We start from the raw sequence: 22,951 nt of genomic DNA, 5'->3' as shown, positions 1-22,951 counted from the left end.
CTTGAGTAAATCCCGGTTGCCATGGCCCGCCCCACCCAGCCCCCACCCCACCCCATTGCCCTGTTGGATCCGCACCCGCTGATGCGTGCCGCGCTGGGCAGTTGGCTGGAGGCCCACGGACCCTACCGGGTGGTGTGGAGCGGCGGGGAGGCCGAGGCGCTCTTCGCGGCGCTGGAGCAGGGGGTGGCGCCCGCCCTGGTGCTGGTGGGGCTGCGGCCGCAGGTGGAGGACGACCTGCAGGTGCTGGAGCGCTTGGGCGCCCTGCCGCAGGGGCCGCATGCCGTGGCCCTGGCGCACCACCACGACGAGGCCACTATCCTGCGCGCCTACCGCGCCGGTGCGCGGGCCCTGTTCTGCTGCCATTTCCACACCCAGGCGGTGCTGGAGGCCCTGGCTGCCGTGCTGCAGGGGGTGGTGGTGCACAGCCCCGAGAGCCAGCGCCTGCTGGTGGAGAACCCCGATGGCCTCACGCCCGCCGAGCGGCAGCGGCAGCGCCTGCTGCGCCAGATCACCGGGCGACAGCTGGAGGTGCTGGAGGGCCTGGTGAAGCACCCGGACCACACCAGCGCCACCCTGGGCCAGCGGTGGCGCATCAGCGGCCGCACGGTGGACAGCCACGTGAACGAGCTGTTCGGCACCTTCGGCGTCCGCGGTCGCACGGCCCTGGTGGTGGCCGCCATCCGCTTGGGGCTGGTGCGGGTGTAAGGCCGACTCAGGTGGGAAGGTCCCCTTGCCGTCCCCGTTTGCTCTATTGCTTTGCGCGGCGCCCCTATTGAGCTGCGTCGCGACCCAATTGAGCTGCGACGTGACCCTGTTGAGCTGCGTCGCGACCCTATTGAGCTGCGTCGCGACCCTATAGAGCTCCGTCGTGACCCGATTGAGCTGCGCCGCGACCCGATTGAGCTGCGTCGCGACCTTATAGAGCTGCGTCGCGATCCTATTGAGCTGCGTCGCGATCCTATTGAGTTGCGTCGCGACCTAATTGAGCTGAGACGCGACCCGATTGAGCTGCGTCGTGACCCTGTTGTGCTGCGTCGCGACCTAATTGAGCTGCGTCGCGACCCGATTGAGCTGCATCGGGACCCTGTTTAGCTGCGTCGCGAACCTGTTGAGCTGCGAGGTGACCCGATTGAGCTGCGCCGCGACCCGATTGAGCTGCACCGCGACCTTATTGAGTTGTGCCGCGAGCCGCGGGGGGGAAGACCCGGGCGCCGTATGCCGCACCCGGGCCGGCGGGGCGGCACCCCGTCTGAAAGCCTCGTCCGAAGCGGATTTCCAGAGTCCGTACGCAATTCAACGCAGATGGCGGTACGTAATTCCCGCAAGGTGAAAACGACACCAGATGAGCGCACCCATCGAATAAGGCCCCGTGTCGGAAATGTCTCCGGCACTAAAACAACCCAACACCATGAAACAGGTGTATGTCGTCAAACTGGGCCTCATCGGCCTCACCCCCACGGCCCTGGTGGAAAAGGGACGGAACCTGGTGGAGAAGTGCACGGGCAACGCGAACCTGACGCTGCCGGCGAACCTGCTCACCGACCTGGGCGCGGCGTGCGACGCGCTGGAGCAGGCCAACCTCGCGGTGCGCGACAACGGCGGCCGCCAGGACCATGTGACCCGCGACGCCCGTGTGGCGGACGTGCAGGATGTGGTGCGCGAACTGGCCGGCTACGTGCAGGCCCAGTCCGAAGGCGACCATGAGAAGATCGCCAGCACGGGCTTCGGCGTGCGCAAGCAGCCCAGCCCGGTGGGCGTGCTGGATGCCCCCGCCAACCTGCGCGCCGGCCGCGGCAAGCTGCCCGGTGAGGTGCACCTGATGTGGGACGGCGTGTACGGCCGCCTGATGTACGCGGTGTACATCACCGATGGTGACCCGAAGGACGAGAGCACGTGGAAGCTGCTGGTGCAGACCAGCAAGAACCGGTACACGGCCGCGGGCCTCACCACGGACCGGGCCTACTACTTCCGCGTGCAGGCCATCGGCACGGCGGGCGCCGGCGAGATGAGCGACAGCGCCACCGCCAAGGCCGCCTGATCCGGACACCACGAACACGCGTCCGCACATGCACTGTGACCTCAGCCCCGGGTCCGCCCACAGCACGGTGGGCGGATGCCGGGGCGGGTCCGGTGGCGGCCCTGCACGCGTCCCGCACACCAACCCGCCCCCCTCGGTCCACCCAAGCCCCATATCCCGCCCCGTTCACTTTCCGTAGAACAACTGCCATGGAGATCCGTCCCCTCCTCACGCATGAGCTGGAGCAGGCCGCCGCCTGGTGGCACGAGCAGTACGAGCTCTTCCTGGGCCGGCTGCGCTGGAGCGCGCGCACGCCCTACGCGCTGGCCCTGGGGGCCGTGCGCTGGGACGAGGTGGAGGCTTGCGGCACGGCCGTGGTGAGCGGCGGCACCGGCCGCATCACGGCGCTGCGCGGCCAGCGGCCGCAGGAGCGCGAAGCCGTGGCGCAGGCCCTGATCGCCGCGCTGGAGCGCGCCGGCTGCACCGGACAGGTGGTGCACGCCGCGCCCGCCGATGCCGCATTCTGGGGCGCGCTGGGCTTCGCGGCCGGCACCCCGCTGCTGCGCTACACCGGCGGCCGCTTCCTGCAGGCCACCTGGGACGGCATCGAGATCCTGGAGCCCGCGCAGCGCCTGGGCGTGATCCACCTTGACCGCAAGGCCAGCGGCGAGGAGCGCAGCACGCTGCTGCTGGAGCACGAATACATGGGCCGCGCCTGCACCGAGCGCGGCACGGTGCGCGGCTTCACCCTGGCCCTGCTCGGCGAGGGCCTCATCGTGGCCGACGACCCCGACCTGGGCCTGGAGCTGCAGCGCTGGCACTTCCCCATCCAGGAGCACGTACTGCTGTGGGAGGGCAACAGCGCGCACCACCACCTCACCGCGCGCGGCTACCGCGCCGAGCCCCACGGCCTGCGCATGACGCGCGGCACCGTGCCGCCCCACCGGCCCGCGCTCATCTTCGCCGAGCCCTTCGACAGGGTGGAGGTGGGCTGAGCGCAGCGGGCACCCGCGCAGCAGCCCCGGCCACGGCCGGGGCTTTCTCATTCCGCAGTTCCCGTGCCCCTGGATCGGGCAGGAGGAAGCCGACGGCCGTGCGGATGCCGATTCCATGGGATGGCCTTCGCCCCGGCGCCCTCCGTTCGCGGGGCCGCCGCCCCACCGGCGGCGACCACGTCTTTTTCACCTTGCCGCGCGGGGCGGGTCCCGGTTCCTTCGCACAGCCTCCCGCCATGCCCGCCCCACAGCCCCCATCGGCCCACGGCACGCCCCATGAAATGCGCAGGGGCTTGTGGCCCACGGAGCATTCTTCTAATTTGCTCCGCCTACCCTGCGTCCGGCCAACGCCCTTGTCCCTGGCCTGGCGCAACAAAACCATACCCTACCCCCTACCTTCCATGCTGTTCTCGTCCCTGCCGTTGCGGGCCCTCCTTGGGGCTGCGCTCACCGGTGCTGCGCTCTGCGCGCAGGCCCAGACCAACCCCAGCCCGCGGAGCCTCCCCTTCACGGAGGCGTTCCCGTCCGGCACCTTCAACACCTACCCCAGCGGCTTCCAGGGATGGAACGGCGTGAACGGCGGCAGCACCACCACGCTGGCGCTGGCGGCGGCCAGCACCCCCACGGGCAATGCCACGCTCACGGCCGCCGCGCCCACCGCGGGCGGCACGGCCGGGCTCTTCGGCACCAGCGGGCGCATCGCGGTGAACACCAGCGGCAATGCCACCAACGGGGTGAACCAGCTGATGATGGCCTTCGATGCCACCAGCTACGCCGACATCACCCTGGAGTATGCGGTGTACAGCCAGCTGGCCCAGCCGCGCACCATCGGCGTGGTGTGCCAGTACCGCGTGGGCACCAGCGGCGGCTGGACGAGCATCAGCCCCACGAGCGGCTCCAACCCCTACTCTCAGGCCGGTGCTGTCGGCACGGGGCTGAAGACCACCGTGAGCGCCACCCTGCCCGCCGCCTGCAACTACCAGCCGGTGGTGCAGGTGCGCTGGGCCATCTGGCGCGGCACGGAAACGGGCAACAGCAGCGCACTCGCCTTCGATGACATCACCGTGGACGGCACGCTGGACAGCGATCAGGACGGCACCCCGGACGATACGGACCCCTGCCCCTACCTGGCCAATCTGGTGCCCGGCAATGCCTGCGATGATGGCAACCCCGGCACCGTGAATGACGAGGTGAACAACAGCTGCGTGTGCCAGGGCATCTTCGTGAGCGATGAGTGCAACGTGGCCACCTGGCTGGGGGCGGCGCAACCCACCCTGAGCTGCAGCGCCACGCTGGGCTCCAGCGAGGGGGCCACGTCGAGCGGCCCCTTGGGCTGCACCGGCGGCACGCCGGCCGATGTGTGGTACTACAGCTACGCGACCAACCCCCAGGGCGTGGCCTTCATCGACCTGGTGCCGGGCACGGCGGCCGGCCTCGGGGTGGAGGTGCGCGACATCGACTGCGACGGCGCGGTCACCTATTGCGGAACGGGCAACAGTCACACCCTGTCCGTGCAGCCTGGCCAGTACTTCTGGTTCCGCGTGTTCACCAGCACGCCGGGCACCTTCACGGTGTGCGTGCGCGAACCGATGGGGAATGACGAATGCGCCCAGAGCGCCTACCTGGGCAGCGCGCAGCCTTATGGCAGCTGCACGCCCACGGCCGGCTCCACCGTGGGGCTCACCGCCAGCGGCGGCGCGTGCAGCGCCTCCGCGAACGACGCGTGGTATTACGTGGGCGCCAGCGGCAGCAGCAGCACCTTCGTGGACCTGGTGCCCGGCACGGCCGGCGGCATGGGCATCGAGGTGATCGAGTGGGATGGCTGCGTGAACGCCAACAGCATCTACTGCGCCAGCGGCAACAGCCACACCGTGCCCATGCTGCCCAGCCAGACCTACGCCATCCGGGTCTTCACCGCCACCCCGGGCAGCTTCACCATCTGCGTGAGCGCGCCGCAGGCCAACGATGACTGCGCCGGCGCCGTGTACATCGACAACAACGAGGCCGCCAACTGCCCCGCCAACGCCGTCACCGGCACCACCTCCGGCACCACCCCCAGCGGCGGTGCTTGCGGCGCGGCCAATGCCGACGCCTGGTACTACTTCTACTCCGGCACCTCGCTCTCCGCCCAGGTGGACCTCGGCGCCCTCACCGCCGCCGGCCTGGGCATCGAGGTGGTCGAGGCCAGCTGCGCAGGCAGCAGCATCTATTGCGCCGCCGGCACCAGCCACGCCGTGCCGGTGACGCCCGCGCAGTACTACTACCTGCGCATCTTCTCCAGCACCCCCGGCGACTTCACCGTGTGCGTGAGCAGCATCGTGCAGCCGGGCAACGACGACTGCGCGGGCTCCACCTACCTGGGCGGGGCACAGCCCTTCGGCAGCTGCTCCGCCACCAGCGGCACCACCATCGGCGCCAGCGCCAGCGGCGGCGCGTGCAGCGCCAGCGCGAACGATGTGTGGTATTACGTGAGCGCCAGCGGCAGCAGCAGCACCTTCGTGGACCTGGTGCCCGGCACGGCCGGCGGCTTGGGCATCGAGGTGATCGAGTGGGATGGCTGCGTGAACGCCAACAGCATCTATTGCGCCAGCGGCAACAGCCACACGGTGCCCATGCTGCCCAGCCAGACCTACGCCATCCGGGTCTTCACCGCCACCCCCGGCAGCTTCACCATCTGCGTGAGCGCGCCCCAGACCAACGATGACTGCGCCGGCGCCGTGTACATCGACAACAACGAGGCCGCCAACTGCCCCGCCAACGCCGTCACCGGCACCACCTCCGGCACCACCCCCAGCGGCGGTGCTTGCGGCGCGGCCAATGCCGACGCCTGGTACTACTTCTACTCCGGCACCTCGCTCTCCGCCCAGGTGGACCTCGGCGCCCTCACCGCCGCCGGCCTGGGCATCGAGGTGGTCGAGGCCAGCTGCGCAGGCAGCAGCATCTATTGCGCCGCCGGCACCAGCCACGCCGTGCCGGTGACGCCCGCGCAGTACTACTACCTGCGCATCTTCTCCAGCACCCCCGGCGACTTCACCGTGTGCGTGAGCAGCATCGTGCAGCCGGGCAACGACGACTGCGCGAACTCCACCTACCTGGGCGGGGCACAGCCCTTCGGCGCCTGCTCCGCCACCAGCGGCACCACCATCGGCGCCAGCGCCAGCGGCGGCGCGTGCAGCGCCACCGCGAACGACGTGTGGTACTATGTCTACGCCAGCGGCAGCAGCAGCACCTTCGTGGACCTGGTGCCCGGCACGGCCGGCGGCTTGGGCATCGAGGTGATCGAGTGGGACGGCTGCGTGAACGCCAACAGCATCTATTGCGCCAGCGGCAACAGCCACACGGTGCCCATGCTGCCCAGCCAGCTCTACGCCATCCGCGTCTTCACCGCCACCCCGGGCAGCTTCACCATCTGCGTGAGCGCGCCCCAGACCAACGATGACTGCGCCGGCGCCGTGTACATCGACAACAACGAGGCCGCCAACTGCCCCGCCAACGCCGTCACCGGCACCACCTCCGGCACCACCCCCAGCGGCGGTGCTTGCGGCGCGGCCAATGCCGACGCCTGGTACTACTTCTACTCCGGCACCTCGCTCTCCGCCCAGGTGGACCTCGGCGCCCTCACCGCCGCCGGCCTGGGCATCGAGGTGGTTGAGGCCAGCTGCGGCGGCAGCAGCATCTATTGCGCCGCCGGCACCAGCCACGCCGTGCCGGTGACGCCCGGGCAGAACTACTACCTGCGCATCTTCTCCAGCACCCCCGGCGACTTCACCGTCTGCGTGAGCAGCATCGTGCAGCCGGGCAACGACGACTGCGCGAACTCCACCTACCTGGGCGGGGCACAGCCCTTCGGCAGCTGCTCCGCCACCAGCGGCACCACGCTGGGCGCCAGCGCCAGCGGCGGCGCATGCAGCGCCAGCGCGAACGATGTGTGGTATTACGTGAGCGCCAGCGGCAGCAGCAGCACCTTCGTGGACCTGGTGCCCGGCACGGCCGGCGGCATGGGCATCGAGGTGATCGAGTGGGACGGCTGCGTGAACGCCAACAGCATCTACTGCGCCAGTGGCAACAGCCACACCGTGCCGATGGTGCCCAGCCAGCTCTACGCCATCCGCGTCTTCACGGCCACGCCGGGCAGCTTCACCATCTGCGTGAGCGCGCCCCCTTCGAACGACGACTGCAGCAACGCCACCGGACTGGGCCTCTACAACTACGCCGACTGCCCCGTGAACGCCACCCCCGGCACCACCGCGGGCGCCACCCCGAGCGGCACCAACAGCTGCAGTGCCGGCGCCACGCAGGATGTGTGGTACAGCGCCTACTCGAGCAGCGGCAGCTCCATCTTCATCCACCTCGGTGACGTCACCGCCACGGGCATCGGCATCGAGGTCTTCGATGCCTGCGGCGGCGCCCCGGTTTACTGCGCCATGGGCACTGCGCACACCGTGCCCACCGCGATCAATGCCAACTACGTCATCAAGGTCTTCAGCACCACGCCGGGCGATTTCACCATCTGCGCCAGCACGCCGGTGTACAACAACGAGTGCGACTTCGCCGCGGGCCTGAGCCTCTACAACTACGCCGACTGCCCTGTGAACGCCACCCCCGGCACCACCACGGGCAGCACGCAGAGCGGCGCCAACAGCTGCAACGGCGGCGCCACCTACGACGTGTGGTACACCGTGGGCTCCGGCACCGGCAGCTCCCTCTTCGTCAACCTCGGTGACGTCACCGCAACGGGCATCGGCATCGAGGTCTTCGATGCCTGCGGCGGCACCCCGGTGTACTGCGCCAACGGCGCTGCGCACACCGTGCCCACCACGCTCTACACCACTTACTACATCAAGGTCTTCAGCACTGCGCCGGGCGATTTCAGCATCTGCGCCAGCACGCCGGTGTACAACAACGAGTGCGACTTCGCCACCGGCCTGGGCCTCTACAACTACGCCGACTGCCCCGTGAACGCCACCCCCGGCACCACCACGGGCAGCACGCAGAGCGGCGCCAACTCATGCGCCCCAGGCGCCGTGCACGACGTGTGGTACACCGTGGGCTCCGGCAGCGGCAGCGCCATCTTCGTCAACCTCGGTGACGTCACCGCGGCGGGCATCGGCATCGAGGTCTTCGATGCCTGCGGCAGTACGCCGGTGTACTGCGGCAACGGCACCACGCATACAGTGCCCACCACGCTCAACACCACGTACTTCATCAAGGTCTTCAGCACCGCGCCGGGCGATTTCACCATCTGCGCCAGCACGCCGGTGTACAACAACGAGTGCGACTTCGCCGCAGGCCTGGGCCTCTACAACTACACCGACTGCCCCGTGAACGCCACCCCCGGCACCACCGCGGGCAGCACGCAGAGCGGCGCCAACTCATGCGCCCCAGGCGCCGTGCACGACGTGTGGTACACGGTGGGCTCCGGCAGCGGCAGCGCCCTCTTCGTCAACCTCGGTGACGTCACCGCGGCGGGCATCGGCATCGAGGTCTTCGATGCCTGCGGCGGCACGCCGGTGTACTGCGCCACGGGCACCGCGCATACCGTGCCCACCACGCTCTACACCACCTACTCCATCAAGGTCTTCAGCACCGCGCCGGGCGACTTCACCATCTGCGCCAGCACACCGGTGGCCAACAACGAGTGCGACTTCGCCACGGTCCTGGGCGTGTTCAACGACGGCGACTGCCCCGCCAATGCCAACCCCGGCACCACCGCGGGCAGCACGCAGAGCGGCGCCAACGGCTGCAACGGCAGCGCATCCTACGACGTGTGGTACGTGCTCTACAGCGGCAGCGCAGCGGCCATCGAGGTGAGCATCGCCGAGCTGGGCGCCACCGGCACCGGCATTGAGGTGTTCGACGGCTGCCCCGGGAGCGCCGTGTATTGCGGTAGCGGCACCTCCCACACGGTGAGCGTGGCGCCCTTCCAGAACTACTACGTGAAGGTGTTCAGCAGCGGCGCGGGCGGCTTCTCCATCTGCGCGAACTATCCGCCCCCGGTCTTCGACTGCCTCGGGGTGCTGGGCGGCTCCGCGCTGCCGGGAACGCCCTGCAACGACAACAACGCCTGCACCACCGGCGACACCTGGAACCCCAGCTGCCAGTGCGTGGGCACGCCGCTGCCCGACAGCGACAACGACGGCCTCTGCGACGCGCAGGACAGCTGCCCCTTGGTGCCCGGCACCGTGGGCAGCCCGTGCGATGACAACGACCCCTGCACCTTGAACGATGCCCTCGGTGCCGACTGCCTGTGCGTGGGCACCAGTGCGCCCGATTCCGACGGCGACGGCACCTGCGACGGGCTGGATGCCTGCCCCTACCTGGCCGACCTGAACAACGGCGACCCCTGCGACGACGGCAACCCCGCCACCATCGGCGACGTGGTGAGCGGCTGCACCTGCAGCGGCACGGTGAGCAGCGGCGGCGTCACCCTGGCCGCCAACTGGCCCCTGGTGAATGGCTTGGTGCGCGCCCTTGCGCACGACACCATCAACGACATCGTCTACCTCGGCGGCAGCTTCACGCGCCTGGGACCCGCAGTGCCCTACGGCGCCCGGGTGAACACCACGGATGGTGCCTACGACCCGGCCTTCCCGGCCCCCAATGGCCCGGTGGAGGTGGCGGTGCCCGATGGCGCCGGGGGCTGGTACATCGGCGGGTTCTTCACCCGCATCGGCGGCGTGGAGCGCAACCGCGCGGCGCGCATCAACGCCGACGGCAGCCTGCACCCGTGGAACCCGAATGCCAGCTGGGGCGTCAATGCCATCGTGGTCTCCGGCTCCACGGTGTACCTGGGCGGTGCCTTCTCCACCGTGGGCGGCCAGCCGCGGGCCAGGCTCGCCGCCGTGGATGCCACCACGGGCGTGCCCACCAGCTGGAACCCCGGCGCCACCGGCTCCTCCGTGCTCTCCCTCGCGTTGGACGGCACCACCCTGTACGTGGGCGGCTTCCTCACCAGCGTGGCGGGCCAGCCGCGCACCAACGCCGGTGCGGTGAGCACCGTGACGGGTGCCGCCACGGCCTGGGACCCCGCCCCGAATGAGGCCGTGCTCACCATGCTGGCGGCCGGCGGTGTCGTCTATGCAGGCGGTCAGTTCACCAGCATCGGCGGGCAGCCCCGCACGGCGCTGGCCGCACTGAACAGCACCACCGGCGCGGCAACGAGCTGGGATCCTGGGGTGGTCGGCTCGGGCGGATTCGCTTCTGTGAACGCACTGGCCCTGCACGGCGGCAACCTGCTGGTGGGCGGCCAGTACTACCAGATCGGCGGCAACTTCCGGATGGGCATCGCGTTGGTGAGCACCACCACCGCCACCAGCACCCCGTGGAACGCGAACCTCTTGGGCGGCGTCCTCGACCTCTCCGTGAGCGGCAACAGCGCCTACCTGGTGGGCAACATCGCTTCCATAGGCGGACAGCAACGCCAGAATGCGGTGGAAGTGGACCTCACCAGCGGTGCGGTGACCGCTTGGGATCCCGCGCCCGGGGCATCGCTGAGCGCGGTGTGCCGCAGCGGATCGGCGGTCTACATCGGCGGCACCTTCGCGACTTTGGGTGGCGCCGTGCGCAACAACCTGGCGGCGATCGATGCCGCCACCGGTGCGGTGCTCCCGTGGAATCCGAATGTCCAGCACACGTCCTTTCCCGATGTGTACGACATCCACCTCAGCGGCGACTCACTGGTCTATGTGGCGGGCCAGTTCAATGCAGTGGGCGGGCAGCCCCGCCAGCACCTGGCCGCGCTGCGCACCTCCGACGGCACGGCCACGGGCTGGGCCCCGGCAGCGAGCTCCCTGGCCTCGGCCATCGTGCGCAGCGGCAATCAGGTGTATGTGGGCGGCTCCTTCACCACCCTGGCCGGACAATCCCGCGAGCGCATCGCCTGCGTGGATGCCGCCACGGGCGTGCCCACCGCATGGAACCCCGGCGCCAATGGCAGTGTGCTGGACTTCGCCCTGCATGGCGATACGCTCTATGCCGGCGGCGCCTTCACCACCATCGGCGGAGCGCCCCGGTCGCGCCTGGCCGCGCTCAGCCGGAGCGGTGGCGTCACGCTGCCCTGGAGCGCCGATGCGGATGGCACTGTGCATGACCTTCACCTGCAAGGCGACCGGCTCTACGTGGCGGGCTGGTACAGCACCATCAACGGCCAGCCGCGCAGCAACCTGTCCCTGCTCGACCGGGTGTCCGGCGCGGTATCACCTTGGGCGCCGAACCCGGACAGCCAGGTGAGCGGGGTGGGCGCACACGCCTCCGGCATCTACGCCGGCGGCTACTTCACCAGCATCGGCGGAGGGTCGCGGTGGTTCCTCGGCTCGGTGGGCACCTATGACGGCCTTGCTTCGCCGTGGAACCCGGAGGCCTCCAACGGTGGGGTGGAAGCCCTGCTGGTGAGCGGCGACCGGCTCTTCGTCGGTGGACGCTTCGGCTTCATGGGGCTGCAGCCGCGGGCGGGCATCGCCGCCTTCACGCTGCCACAAGGCCAGGAAGTGGCGCTGCAGGCCAGGGTGCGCCTCGAAGGCCCCTACGACAGCGATACCGGGCTCATGGGCGATGCGCTCCGCACGGCGGGCCTCCTCCCGATCACGGAGCCCTACACCGCCCTTGGCGTGGCGCACAGCGGCGGCGGCAGCGAGTTCACCACGCCCACGGTGCTGGCGGCCGCCGGCAGCGATGCCATCGTGGATTGGGTGCTGCTGGAGCTGCGCGCCTCCGGCAACAACGCCACCGTGGTGGCCACGCGCAGCGCCCTGCTGCAGCGCGATGGCGACATCGTGGAGGTGGACGGCCGCTCGCCGGTCACCTTCGCGGCGCCGCCGGGCGACTACTACGTGGCCGTGCGGCACCGCAACCACCTGGGCTGCATGGCGGCCCTGCCGGTGAGCCTGTCCGCATCGTCCACCCCCCTCGACCTCAGCGACCCCGGCACGGCCACCTACGGCACTGCCGCGCGCAAGTCGATCACCGGCGCCTTCCCTGTGCATGCCCTCTGGGCGGGTGATGTCACCTTCAACGGCCTGCTGCAGTATGTGGGTGAGAACAACGACCGCGACCCCATCCTGGTCACCATCGGCGGCAGCGTGCCCACCAACACCGCCACCGGCTACCTCAACGACGACGTGAACCTGGACGGCGTGGTGCGCTATGTGGGCGAGGACAACGACCGCGACCCCATCCTGGTGAACATCGGCGGCAGCGTGCCCACCAGCACACGGGCCGCCCAACTGCCCTGAGGGCATGGCGTTCCGCGCGCCGCTGATGCGGCGCGCGGAACGCTCCCCTGGGGCGGATCGGAACCCATCCCTGCGCCATTCCGCACCGGCCGCGCCGCACCCGGCTCACTGCACCGGAGCGCTGCGGATGGGTGCGCAGCACCGCGAACGTCCTTTTCACACCCGGCCCCCACGTCTTTTTCACCTGCACCGGCTGCACCGCATCCGTCTTCCTTTGCTGCAAACCCACCTCCCTGCCATGAAGCACACCCATCCCCTCCTCGGCGCCGCTGCGCTCGGCGCCCTGCTGCTCGCCCTCAGCGGCTGCGAATGGAAGCAGCGCGATGAACAGCAGCCAGCCGCTGCGGCCGCTCTCCAGTCGCCCGATTCGCTCTGCGCCAACGGCGACCTGGGCAAGCGCTCGAAGCTCTACAACGAGAGCACCCTGAAGAACGCGGTCGACACCTTCAATGTCCACTTCAAGGCATGGGTGGACGGCAGCAACAAGGACATCACCGGCACGTCGGTGCCGCTGCTGGTGGACAAGCTGAAGGACCTGCGCGACAACATGAACCCGAAGCCCGTGGCATTGATGGTGCACTACGGCCTGCACGAGGATCGCTTCGCGCCGGTGTTCCAGTTCATGGAGCTCTCGGCCGATGGGGTCTATGCCGTGCCCGTGGGCGACCTGTACGTGGCGGTGAACGGCGAACTCGTGCTGCCCGGTATCGCCGGCCCCTCGGCGCAGGACCTGATGGACAACTACGCGAGCAGCATCCGCATCCGCCGCACCATCGACCCCGCCTGGACGAGCGCCATCCTCGCGCCCAGCGACTTCCCCGACCCGCTCGGCGAGTGGTTCCGCTTCCCCCTGGAGCTGGACCGCCTGGTGGCGGAGAACAACGGCGACGACATGGCGCTCGTGCTCACCTGCATCAGCGAGCCCGTGTGCTACTCGGCAGCGCTGGGCTTCGTGCCCGGCCAGGGCGAGGAATACCGCCACCTCATCGCCTGGCACGTGGCGCACGGCAACCAGCCGCAGTTGAGCGAGGACGACCTGGACGCGCCGCAACCCGACGGCAAGCTCTACCTGCGCCGCGCCGTGGACCTGGGCCACCTGTGCCCGCCGCGCTGCCGCTAGGCCCTGCGCGCCGCACGGTGATACGCCCCGGTGGATAGCTTCGGTGCCAGCGCCCGCGCCATGGAACCCCTCACCCTGCTGAAGATCGCGGTGCAAGCCGCAGCGCTGCTGGCCTGGGTGCTGCACCTGCGCCGGGCGGCGCCCGCCCTGCGCCCCATCGCGGCCTTCCTGGCGCTGAGCGTGGCGGTGGAGAACGTGGCCCTGCTCCTGGGCCATTTCACCGGCAACAACACCTGGCTCTACAAGGCCTATGTGCCTGCGCTCATCGTGCTGCTCAGCTACTGGCTCTGGCGCAGCATGGCGCGCCCCTGGGCCACGGCGGTGATCGCCGGGGCGCTCGCCGTCTACCTGGGGCTGCTCGGCTGGGAGGCCGCCACCGTGAGCGCCGAGCGCCTCCTCTTCGCCCGCAGCGTGCTCTTCGGCTATGCCTTCATCAGCGCGCTGTGCGCCGCGGAGCTGCTGCGGCTGGCCACCACGGCCGACAGCGTGCTGTGGCGGCTGCCGGCCTTCTGGGTGCACCTGGCCTTCTTCGCCTCGCTGGGCCCCGCCATCCCCTACCTCGGCCTGCTCAACCGCCTCTACGCCGCCGACCGCCACCTGGCCGACACGCTCTTCGTGATCGTGGATGTGCTCTTCCTGGTGCAGTTCGCGGCGCTCGGCGTGGCCGGCCTGCTGCTGCGGCCCACGCCCATTGCACCCGCCCATGGAAAAGGCTGACATCGCCTGGGCCGTGGTGGTGAGCACATTGGTGCTGCTGGCCATGGCGGCCTTCGTGGTGGCGCTGCTGGTGCTCAACAGCACGCGCCGCATGCGCCACCGCGCCGAGCTGGCCGAGGCCGGGCGCGCGCGGCAGAGCGAGGTGGCGCATGCCGAGCGCGAGGCGGTGCGCCACACCCTGCGCGAGGTGGCGCGCGAGCTGCACGACAACGTGGGGCAGCTGCTCACAGTGGCGCAGATCGGCGTGAACCAGGCGCTGGCCGAGCACCCCGATGCGCGGCTCACCGCGGTGCAGGATGCCATGGACCGCAGCGTGGAGGAGCTGCGGCGCGTGGCGCACGGGCTCGACGCCGACCTGTGGGCGCGGCGCTCGCTCACCGACGCCATCGTGGCCGAGGCCGAGCGCATCGAGCGCGTGAGCCGCGTGCGCGCCCATGTGCTGCGCTCCGGCGCGCCGCTGGCCCTCGACGCGGACAGCAGCACCATCCTCTTCCGCGTGTTCCAGGAGGCGGTGAACAACGCGCTGAAGCACAGCGGCGCCGACACCCTCACCATCACGCTCTACGGCGATGCGCCCGTCACCCTCTCCATCGCCGACAACGGCCGCGGCTTCGATGCCGCCGCCACCGCGGGCAACGGCGGCCTGCAGGCCATCCGCCGGCGCTGCGCGCTCATCGGCTTCGATGCGTGGTGCGCCAGCACCCCGGGCCGCGGCTGCATCTGGACCCTCACCCAAACCCAACCCCATGGAACTCCCGATCGCCCTGGTGGATGACCACCACCTGGTACGCAGCGGGCTGGCCGCCACCGTGAACGCGCTGGGCGGCTATGCCGTGCGCGTGGAGGCCGCCAACGGCCGCGAGCTCATCGCCGAGCTGGAGCGCGGCGCCGAGCCCCGCATCGCCATCGTGGACCTCAACATGCCCGTGATGGACGGCTTCGAGACCATCGCCTGGCTGCGCGCCAACGCCCCGCAGGTGCTGCCGCTCGCCCTCACCTTCGATGCCGCCGAGGACGCCATGGTGCGCGCCGTGCGCGCCGGCGCGCGCGGCTTCCTGCTGAAGAACGCGCGGCCCGAGGTGCTCAAGCGCGCGCTCGACAGCCTGGCGCAGACCGGCTACTACTACTCCGACGACCTGAGCGGGGCGCTGCAGCGGCACCCTGACATGAAGACGCGCGCCGAGCGCGAGCGCGAACGCGTGCTGGCGCAGATCACCCCGCGCGAGATGGAATTCCTGCAGCTGGTGTGCGACGAGGCCGAGTACACCTACGAGCAGATGGCCGAGCGCATGGGCGTGCACCGGCGCACGGTGGACAACTTCCGCATCGGGCTGTTCGAGAAGTTCAGCATCAAGAGCAAGACCGGGCTGGTGCTCTTCGCGCTCCGCTGGGGCCTGCTCGGCAACGGCGACGGGCGGCACCTGTGAAAATTCACAGGGCCCGGCTGTGAAAACAACGCTGTTCGCGGCGGTGCCGGGGGCCTTGCTTCGGCCCTTGAACCATGGCCGCCGCGATCCGCATCCCCGCCTGCTGGGCCTTCGGCCTCAGCGCCGCCGCGCTGATCGCGCTGGCCTCGTGCGGCGCCGACGGTGCGATGCATGAATCACCGCATGCCCTGGGGCTGCCGCAGCTCGATTCGGCGCTCAAGGCCGCACTCCCCGCCCTCTACGATGGGCAGGGGCTCTCGCGCAGCGGGCTCATCCGCGCCACGGCGCGCTTCGCGCAGCACGTGGGCCATGGCCTGCCCGCCGACCCGCGCCCCATCGCTGTGCCCAGCGGCGGCTTCGCCGTGCTGGCCGCGGACCTGCTGGCCGCCTGGGACCGCTGCCCCGATGCCGCGCCCCGCGCCATGGCCGTGCACCATGGGCTGGACAGCGCCGGCGCCTACACCGTGCGGCTGCAGCCGCTGTGCCCCGCCGGGCCCGACCACTGCCTGCGCATCGGCGCCGACGGCCGCCTGCACCCCGATTCCGGGGGCCTCACGGCCTGGTACGCTCCTGGCGGCCCCGGCCACCGCTACCGCAGCCGCCTGCTGCTGCGCCCGGTGATCGCCGACAGCGCATGGCGGCCCGTCGGCACCGCACCGCACCCGGCCGTGTTCCCCGAGGAAGCGCTGCGCGCGCTGATCGCGGACAACGCGCTGGCCGAAGGAAGGCTGGCGCTGGTGCCCATCGCGGTGCACGATGCCGGGCCGAAAGCTGGCGGCGACGCCACTTCCGACCTGCTGCCCGGCATCGCCTGGGTGCCCGTGGGCGTGCCCCTCAGCGATAGCCTGCATCCCGCAGCGCCCTACCGCCACAAGGCGCTGGGCAAGGGCGCGCCGTGCCCGCCCCTCTGTCCGCCCCTCCCGCCATCCGCCGCAGGGCACGGCGCGGAGCGGCACTGAGGCCCGTGATCCACGCCACCGCCATGACCCTGTACCAGTTCTGCGCCACGCTCCTGATCGCCGCCATGGCGCTGGCCCTGCTCGCCTACACGCGCGTGCCGTGGCCCCGCCAGCGCGTGTACCGGCTGGCGGGGCTGCTCACCGCGCTATCGCTGGCCGCGGCGGCCGCAGGGCTCATCGCCGCAGGGCTGCAGGTGAACGGCAGCGCGATCTGCAACGCCTTCATCGCCGCCGAAGCGCTGCTGGTGCTGGCGGCGGTGCGCGCGCAGCAGCCCGCGTGGGGGCCGCGCCTCGCCGCGGTGGGCGCAGCGGGCATCGCCGCCCTGGCGATCGACCTGTCGGTGCTGGGCAGCCTGAATCATCCGCTCACCGTGGGCCTGGCGGTGAACGCCGCGCTGCTGGCCGCCGTGCTCGGCGCACAGCTCTGGCGCCTCGCCACGAGGAGCGTGGCACCGGTGCAGCGCGTGCCCGCCTTCTGGCTCTTCGCCGGCATGCTCCTCCACTTCATCGCGCTGCCGCCGGTGACGGCGCTGGCGCAGCTGGTCGCCCCCGGGGATCCGGCCCTGGCCCGAGCGCTCTGGAGCGTGCCGCTGCTGCTGGGCACCCTGCGCTACCTGCTCGCCGCCTTCGCCTTCCGCCTTGCCTCTGCCAAGCCTGGGGCGTGATCGCGCGGCAGCAGGAGAACGCTGCCGGGGCCACGTCTTTTTCACCTTGTGGCGCATCCGCTGCACGCCTTGCTTCGCCTTGCGTTGGCGCACTGCCAACAGCGATGCCCTGATCGATCCCCTCACCAACACCGCACGGTCCCATGCGCCCCCTCACCGCCCTCCTGGTCCTGCCCGTCGCCCTCCTGATCGGCACCGATTCCATGGCCCAACGCGTGCTGCCCTTTGGCGAAGGCAGCGTCGGCGGCTTGGGCGTGTTCGACCTGGTCGAGCACGAAGGCCGGCTCTATGTGGGCGGGCTCTACACCTCCTTCCTCGGCAATCCACGCCGGAACATCCAGGCGTGGGACGGCACCACCTTCCACGACCTGCCGGGGGCCTTCACCAGCGCTTCCCAGCGGGTGCGTGACCTGGAAGTGTACAACGGCGAGGTCATCGCCACGGGCAACGACGCCGCCTTTGGCCATGTGGGGCGCTGGGACGGTGCCGCCTGGCAGCCCATGGGCGCCGGGCTGGCCGCGCAGGGCCGCGCATTGTGCATCCACAACGGCGAACTCTACGTGGCGGCGAACGATGGCGCGGTGAACCGGTGGGACGGTGCCGCCTGGCAACCGGTGGGTGCGGCCTTCAACGCAGCGGTCGCCTCCCTGCAGTCGCACAACGGGCAGCTGTACGCCGGTGGCGCGTTCGACTTCGATGCCGATTCCACCCAGCAGCTCCGGCGGCTGGCCCGCTGGACGGGAACGGCGTGGGAGGAGGTGGCCACCGGCCTGAACAACGCGGTCTCCGACCTGCTCTCCACCCCGGAGGGCCTGGTGGTCGTCGGCTCATTCACCACCCGCGGTGATGGCGCCTTGCAGCTGCCGCTATGGACTGTGTATGATGGTGCGGACTTCTCCGAGCCGACCGCATCCATCCCCAACGTCGTGAGCATCGAGGCTGTTTGCGCGCACCCTGACGGTGGCTACCTGCTCGGAAGTGGCTCCGGCTCTCTTTGGGTGAACGGTGCCGCGGTGCGGAACATCCGTTACAACTCCTTGCGCGCGGCCGTTCCCTTCGGTGGCAAGCTGTTGGTGGGCGGGCTCAACGGCAACTCCTATGCCCCGGTGGGCATCGTGGGCCACTTGACGGACGGCAGCGACCTGGAGCATGTGGATGCGAACCAGATCAAAGCGGCCGCGATCCCCTCCACGTACCTCTTCAACGACGGCTCGGGGCTCCGGCCCGGCTTCGAAGTGCCACAGGGGAGCGGCGTGCACAGCATCTACTCGGCATCCCCCTGGGTCACCGGCTTCCACAGCGGAACCCTCCACAGCGCGGCACCCACCTACGACAATCAGCCGGCGCCCACGGCGGGGCCGCACGCTACGGTGATGGATGCCGACTTCTACGAGCGCTACTACCAGGTGTGGAAGCTGGACCAGGCCACCATCAGCCAGCATGCCCAGCAATGGGATCAGAGTGGCTATGTGATGCCGTACGCCATCGCCACCTGGCCGGGCAACGGCGATGTGAGCAACGGGGAGCCCGCCCAGCTGGCGCCTTACAAGGACCTGGACAACGACGGGCTGTACGAGCCTGCCAGCGGTGAATACCCGCTGATCCGCGGGGACCAGGCCGTGTACTTCATCCTCCACAGCGAGCAGGATGCCGACAGCCTGCACCCGCCCATGCTGCTGGACCTGCATGTGATGCACTACGCCTACAACACGGGCGGCAACACGGACCTGCAACGCACCGTTTTCACCAACTACCGCATCGTGAACCGCGGCAGCCTGGACTTCACCGGTGTGCGCTTCGGCGCCTTCACGGACATGGACCTGGGATTCTACGACGATGACCTGGCCGGCTGCGACTCGCTGCTGGGCCTTTTCTTCACCTATAACGGCGACGGTGACGATCAGACCACATCCAGTGCTGCTGGGTATGGTGCCGACATCCCGGCCCAGGGGGTGCTCTTCCTGAACCAGGCGATGAGCGCGCACAATGCGATCAGCCGCACTGCACCCTTTAACACTCCGCTGGAGGATGCCATCAATGGCACCTGGCAGGGGGCGCCCTTCGCCCAGCCGATCAGTCCCTTGGACTACCCCACGCACTTCGAATACCCCGGTGGTGCCTGGGTGGATCAGCTCAACCTCGCCAGCCCCGACCGCTACGCGGTGGGCTCGGCCGGTCCATTCATGCTCAATGCCGGCGATACCCTGTGCGTGGACCTGGCCTATCCATGGGCACGCGCGGCGAGCGGCGACCCGTTGGAGAGCCTGGAGGCCCTCCGCACCCGGGCGCAGGCGGTGAAGAACTGGTACACCGCGCAGCAATGGACCTGCGGGGAGGTGGAGGACATCATCTCCGGGGTGGCGGAGGCGGCTGATGCGGCCGGCCTGCAGGCCTTCCCGAACCCCGCGCAGCACCGGCTTACGCTGACCCGCACGGCTGGCATGGGGCCTGGCATGCTCTCCCTGTATGCGGCCTCCGGGGCCCAGCTGAGGCTGGTGCGCTGGCCCGCCGGCACCGAGCGCCTGCAGCTGGACGTGCACGACCTGCCGGCGGGCATCTACCACGCCGTGCTCGCCACCGGAAACGCGTTGCATCGCACGCGGGTGATGGTGACGCCGTGAGGCGGCCGCACCCCTGACCGGGCATCCGCGCCGAACGAACAGCGCCGGAACCTGAGGAAAAGACCTGTCCCCGTTACAACCACCCTCCCACCTTCACTGAAGAACAATAAAAAAACCATCACGCCATGAAGACCTACCCTGTCATTGCGGCAGCGCTGTGCGCCCTGCTGAGCACCGGATGCACCAAGGAGGAGCAGGAGCAACTGGCCGTGGAGGCCGAGCTGTTGCTGCAGTACAACGCCATTGAATTCACCGTGGAGCCCGGCGCCTACGACGGGCAGGTGGAGCTCAACCTCACCTTCAATGGCCAGGAGCTGAACACCCTGCTGAGCAACAACGGCTACACCATGGACCAGCTGCAGGAGTTCACGTTCACGAAGGCCGACCTGCGCATCCTCTCGCCCGACGAGCAGAACTTCGATCCGGTGGACATGGTGGAGATGCGACTGAGCGCATCGGGTGCCGATGCGCGGACCATCGCTTCCCTCAACCCCGTCCCCGATGGCGTGCGCGAGCTGTCCCTTGAGCTGGCGAACGTGAACGCAGCCGGCATCCTGCGCAGCTCCGACGTTGCGCTGAAGATGGTCGCTGAGGTGCATGGCACCTTTGCCGAGCCGGTGCTGATGCGGGCCGACCTTGGCGGCCGGGTGGTGGTGCGGCTCTGAGGCGCCCGCCGAACGATCCATGCCCGCGATGCGGTCCGTGATCCCGATCGCCGCTGCGCTGCTGCTCGCCGCGGCCCCGTGCCGCGCCCAATACGGCCAGGGCATCGCAGGAAGCACCTGGGAAGGGGTCTGGGGCGTCGGCAGCCAGCCGGCGTGCCTGACGCTGAATGCCGACCGGGCCGAGATCGCGCTGGTCCGTGCGGGCGTCGACCTGGACAACAGCTTCCTCTTCCTGGGCAGGGAGCAGCTCGGCCTCTTCGGCTTCGGCCGCCGCATCCGCGTGGACACCACGGCGATCGAGCTGGGCGACCTCACCACGGACCGCGAGCGCGCCGTATCGCTCGACCTGCGGGTGATGGGGCCCTCCTTCTCCCTGCGCATCGGCGAGCGCCAGGCCATTGCCTTCACCAACAGCGTGCGCGCGTCCCTCACCGCATTGGACCTGAACGACCTGGCGCGGAAATTCGGCATCGACACCATCGCGCTCAACCCCGGCGAGGCCCGGCGCGTGGACGAGGCCACCGTGCGGTCGAGCGCCATGAGCTGGACCGAGCATGGCCTCACCTACGGGCGCCTCTTCCCGCTGGGCGGGCGCCGGCAGCTGCACACGGGCATCACGGCCAAGTACCTGCTCGGGATCTTCGGCCTGTATGCGGACAACCGGGCCCCGCTGTTGAGCGCGCTCAACGACAGCGTACAGACGGTGACGGAGGTGAGCATGCGCTACGGGCTCGTGCAGCTCACCGAGGCCCCATGGGCCGGCGGATCGGGCGGCTGGGTGCATGGCCACGGATGGGGGCTCGATGCGGGAGCGGTGTATGCGGTGCTGCGCCGGCCCGGCGGCCAGGATGCGGGAGCGCCCGGGCACCATGCCCTCCGCATCGGTGCGGCGGTCACCGATATCGGCCGCATCCGGTTCAACCGGAAGGCCGCCAGCCATGCGATCGCCAACGGGAGCACCACCGTGAGCGCCCTGGAAGGGCTTGACATAGGCGGCATGAACGAGGTGGACACCGCGCTGAGCAGCCTCTTGCTGGGCGACCCGCAGGCCTCCCGGACGGGCCGCGCATTCACGCAGATGCTCCCCACGGCGGTGCACCTGAGCGTGGACTACAGCCCGATCAAGCACCTCGCGCTGCGGATGGAGGCCGTGCGCGGCACCACCGCACCGATCGACGGCCCTTCCGTGCGCGACCAGCTCAGCCTCACGCTGCGCTTCGAGACGCGCAACTTCTGCGCAGCGCTGCCGGTGAGCGCCGATGCCTTCGGCAACTGGGGCATCGGGCTCATGCTGCGTGCGGCCGGTTTCATGATCGGCACGGACCGCATCGGCGGGCTCTTCGGCCTGAACGACCTGCGCGGAGCGGACCTCTACTTCGGCGCCAAGGTGCGGCTGAAGGGCCGCAAGCGTCCGGCCGGGGACTGACCGTGCGCTGCGGCTACCGATGCGCCGGAACCGGCCGGATCGATCGGCTCCGGCGGTGCCCCTCACCCCGGCTGCGCAACGCGGCCAAGGCCGCATGCGCGAAGACGGTGCGGTCGGCGCCGCGGTGCACGAAGCGGTGAGCGCCGGCGCCCGGGGTGAAGCACGCGCGGCCGCGCCAAAGGTCCTCGATGCATTGCGCCTGCGCCTCGCGGTTGAAGCGCCGCCAGCCGATGCGGCCGCGCACCGGCTCCAGCATCCAATCGTAGGCCGCACGGCCATGCGCCGCCTGGGCGGCCAAGGCCTCCGCGGCATAGCGCGGGCCCCAGCGCCGGTACTGCCACACGTGCACGGCTTCGTGCACCAGCAGCGCGCCATCGGTGCGCCCGCCGCGCCGCTTGAGGTAGATCGAATTGCCCAGCGCGAAGGGGCGCGCGCTGAGGCCGAAGAGCCCGGCGCGGCCGTCCACGATGCGGATGCCGGCGGGCGCCAGCGCATCACCGAACACCGTGCGCAGCAGAGCATATTCGGCTGGCGTGAGCGGCCGGTCGGCGGCCTGGGCGCCCACCAGCCGCTGCACCAGAGCCACCAGCTGCCCCGCCGCCACCAGGGCGCCGCCGGCGAGCGCCGCGCATGGATGGAGCAGTCCGCGCCATAGTCCGGCGCGATGACCGAGCAGGCCGCACACGCTCCGCAGCGGCGCAGCGAGCACCGCCGCCAGCAGGTCTGCTCCGCCCTTGATCAACGCACCGCACAATTGCGCAAGGCCCACCGGCAGGCCGCCGGCCCAGCGGCTGCGCCGTTGCAGCGCCCGCTGCCCCGCGTCGCCCAAGGCCTCCACCCGGGCGGCTGCGCACTCCGCCGCATCGTTCAACGCGTCTACCACACCGCGTGCGCAACGGCGCAATCCGAGCATCAGCGTGAAGCGCAGGCGCATGCCGCGAAGGTGAGGCCCCGTGGCGTAGGACCCCGTGCCGGTTGGTGCATCAGGGGCCGGGGCGCATCCGCACAAGGTGAAAAAGACGTGGTGCGCACCTGTGCTTTTGCCGTGCGCGGTGGGTGGGCGGAACTCCTTCTTTCGTTTCGTCGAATGCCACCCCCTGCCCCTGTTG

General features: G+C 70.1%; 14 protein-coding genes. 13 read left to right on the top strand and 1 reads right to left on the bottom strand.

Going from position 1 to position 22,951, the window contains the following annotated elements; genetic code table 11:
- Positions 1 to 21: 21 nt before the first annotated feature.
- The 13 genes from QY325_13625 (at position 22) to QY325_13565 (ending at position 21,842) form a co-directional block, all read left to right on the top strand.
- Positions 22 to 705 (top strand): response regulator transcription factor, encoded by a 684-nt coding sequence (locus QY325_13625; GenBank protein WKZ65795.1) that lies wholly within the window; start codon positions 22 to 24, stop codon positions 703 to 705.
- A 703-nt stretch (positions 706 to 1,408) separates the two neighbouring features.
- The gene (locus QY325_13620; protein WKZ65794.1) at positions 1,409 to 2,038 is read left to right on the top strand and encodes a hypothetical protein; all 630 of its coding nucleotides are present in this window, start codon (positions 1,409 to 1,411) and stop codon (positions 2,036 to 2,038) included.
- 188 nt (positions 2,039 to 2,226) lie between these two features.
- Positions 2,227 to 3,012: a hypothetical protein gene (locus tag QY325_13615; GenBank protein WKZ65793.1), complete on the top strand. Its 786-nt coding sequence runs from the start codon at positions 2,227 to 2,229 to the stop codon at positions 3,010 to 3,012.
- 401 nt (positions 3,013 to 3,413) lie between these two features.
- Positions 3,414 to 12,242, top strand: coding sequence for a delta-60 repeat domain-containing protein (locus tag QY325_13610; protein WKZ65792.1), 8,829 nt, complete (start codon positions 3,414 to 3,416; stop codon positions 12,240 to 12,242).
- Positions 12,243 to 12,480: 238 nt separating this feature from the next.
- The gene (locus QY325_13605) at positions 12,481 to 13,362 is read left to right on the top strand and encodes a hypothetical protein (protein ID WKZ65791.1); all 882 of its coding nucleotides are present in this window, start codon (positions 12,481 to 12,483) and stop codon (positions 13,360 to 13,362) included.
- Positions 13,363 to 13,422: 60 nt separating this feature from the next.
- A complete protein-coding gene (locus QY325_13600; protein WKZ65790.1) occupies positions 13,423 to 14,079 on the top strand; it encodes a hypothetical protein in 657 nt (218 codons plus the stop codon).
- Complete coding sequence (locus QY325_13595) at positions 14,066 to 14,854, top strand: histidine kinase (GenBank protein WKZ65789.1); 789 nt, start codon at positions 14,066 to 14,068, stop codon at positions 14,852 to 14,854. Before QY325_13600 ends, QY325_13595 begins: the two co-directional genes overlap by 14 nt.
- Positions 14,826 to 15,506, top strand: a complete 681-nt coding sequence (locus QY325_13590; protein WKZ65788.1) for a response regulator transcription factor — start codon at positions 14,826 to 14,828, stop codon at positions 15,504 to 15,506. The genes QY325_13595 and QY325_13590 overlap by 29 nt, the downstream gene beginning before the upstream one ends.
- Positions 15,507 to 15,580: 74 nt before the next feature.
- Complete coding sequence (locus QY325_13585) at positions 15,581 to 16,465, top strand: hypothetical protein (GenBank protein WKZ65787.1); 885 nt, start codon at positions 15,581 to 15,583, stop codon at positions 16,463 to 16,465.
- A gap of 23 nt (positions 16,466 to 16,488) precedes the next feature.
- Positions 16,489 to 17,130, top strand: a complete 642-nt coding sequence (locus QY325_13580; GenBank protein ID WKZ65786.1) for a hypothetical protein — start codon at positions 16,489 to 16,491, stop codon at positions 17,128 to 17,130.
- Positions 17,131 to 17,273: 143 nt separating this feature from the next.
- On the top strand, positions 17,274 to 19,751 hold the full coding sequence (locus tag QY325_13575; GenBank protein ID WKZ65785.1) for a T9SS type A sorting domain-containing protein: 2,478 nt from the start codon (positions 17,274 to 17,276) through the stop codon (positions 19,749 to 19,751).
- Positions 19,752 to 19,876: 125 nt separating this feature from the next.
- The gene (locus QY325_13570; protein ID WKZ65784.1) at positions 19,877 to 20,416 is read left to right on the top strand and encodes a hypothetical protein; all 540 of its coding nucleotides are present in this window, start codon (positions 19,877 to 19,879) and stop codon (positions 20,414 to 20,416) included.
- Between the two features lie 28 nt (positions 20,417 to 20,444).
- Complete coding sequence (locus QY325_13565) at positions 20,445 to 21,842, top strand: DUF5723 family protein (protein WKZ65783.1); 1,398 nt, start codon at positions 20,445 to 20,447, stop codon at positions 21,840 to 21,842.
- Positions 21,843 to 21,855: 13 nt separating this feature from the next.
- Here the strand turns inward: QY325_13565 and QY325_13560 are convergent, their stop codons facing one another.
- Positions 21,856 to 22,776 (bottom strand): DUF4157 domain-containing protein, encoded by a 921-nt coding sequence (locus tag QY325_13560; protein WKZ65782.1) that lies wholly within the window; start codon positions 22,774 to 22,776, stop codon positions 21,856 to 21,858.
- Between the last annotated feature and the right edge of the window lie 175 nt (positions 22,777 to 22,951).

The organism is Flavobacteriales bacterium (assembly GCA_030584065.1).
Taxonomy (GTDB): domain Bacteria; phylum Bacteroidota; class Bacteroidia; order Flavobacteriales_F; family PHOS-HE28; genus PHOS-HE28.
Note: the sequence above shows the minus strand (reverse complement) of the source record. Positions and strands in the feature narration are given on the sequence as shown.

Excerpts from the sequence above, each read along its gene's own strand:
- QY325_13625 (WKZ65795.1), top strand. The coding sequence starts at position 22 with ATGGCCCGCCCCACCCAGCCCCCACCCCACCCCATTGCCCTGTTGGAT.
- QY325_13620 (WKZ65794.1), top strand. The coding sequence starts at position 1,409 with ATGAAACAGGTGTATGTCGTCAAACTGGGCCTCATCGGCCTCACCCCC.
- QY325_13615 (WKZ65793.1), top strand. The coding sequence starts at position 2,227 with ATGGAGATCCGTCCCCTCCTCACGCATGAGCTGGAGCAGGCCGCCGCC.
- QY325_13610 (WKZ65792.1), top strand. The coding sequence starts at position 3,414 with ATGCTGTTCTCGTCCCTGCCGTTGCGGGCCCTCCTTGGGGCTGCGCTC.
- QY325_13605 (WKZ65791.1), top strand. The coding sequence starts at position 12,481 with ATGAAGCACACCCATCCCCTCCTCGGCGCCGCTGCGCTCGGCGCCCTG.
- QY325_13600 (WKZ65790.1), top strand. The coding sequence starts at position 13,423 with ATGGAACCCCTCACCCTGCTGAAGATCGCGGTGCAAGCCGCAGCGCTG.
- QY325_13595 (WKZ65789.1), top strand. The coding sequence starts at position 14,066 with ATGGAAAAGGCTGACATCGCCTGGGCCGTGGTGGTGAGCACATTGGTG.
- QY325_13590 (WKZ65788.1), top strand. The coding sequence starts at position 14,826 with ATGGAACTCCCGATCGCCCTGGTGGATGACCACCACCTGGTACGCAGC.
- QY325_13585 (WKZ65787.1), top strand. The coding sequence starts at position 15,581 with ATGGCCGCCGCGATCCGCATCCCCGCCTGCTGGGCCTTCGGCCTCAGC.
- QY325_13580 (WKZ65786.1), top strand. The coding sequence starts at position 16,489 with ATGACCCTGTACCAGTTCTGCGCCACGCTCCTGATCGCCGCCATGGCG.
- QY325_13575 (WKZ65785.1), top strand. The coding sequence starts at position 17,274 with ATGCGCCCCCTCACCGCCCTCCTGGTCCTGCCCGTCGCCCTCCTGATC.
- QY325_13570 (WKZ65784.1), top strand. The coding sequence starts at position 19,877 with ATGAAGACCTACCCTGTCATTGCGGCAGCGCTGTGCGCCCTGCTGAGC.
- QY325_13565 (WKZ65783.1), top strand. The coding sequence starts at position 20,445 with ATGCGGTCCGTGATCCCGATCGCCGCTGCGCTGCTGCTCGCCGCGGCC.
- QY325_13560 (WKZ65782.1), bottom strand. The coding sequence starts at position 22,776 with ATGCGCCTGCGCTTCACGCTGATGCTCGGATTGCGCCGTTGCGCACGC.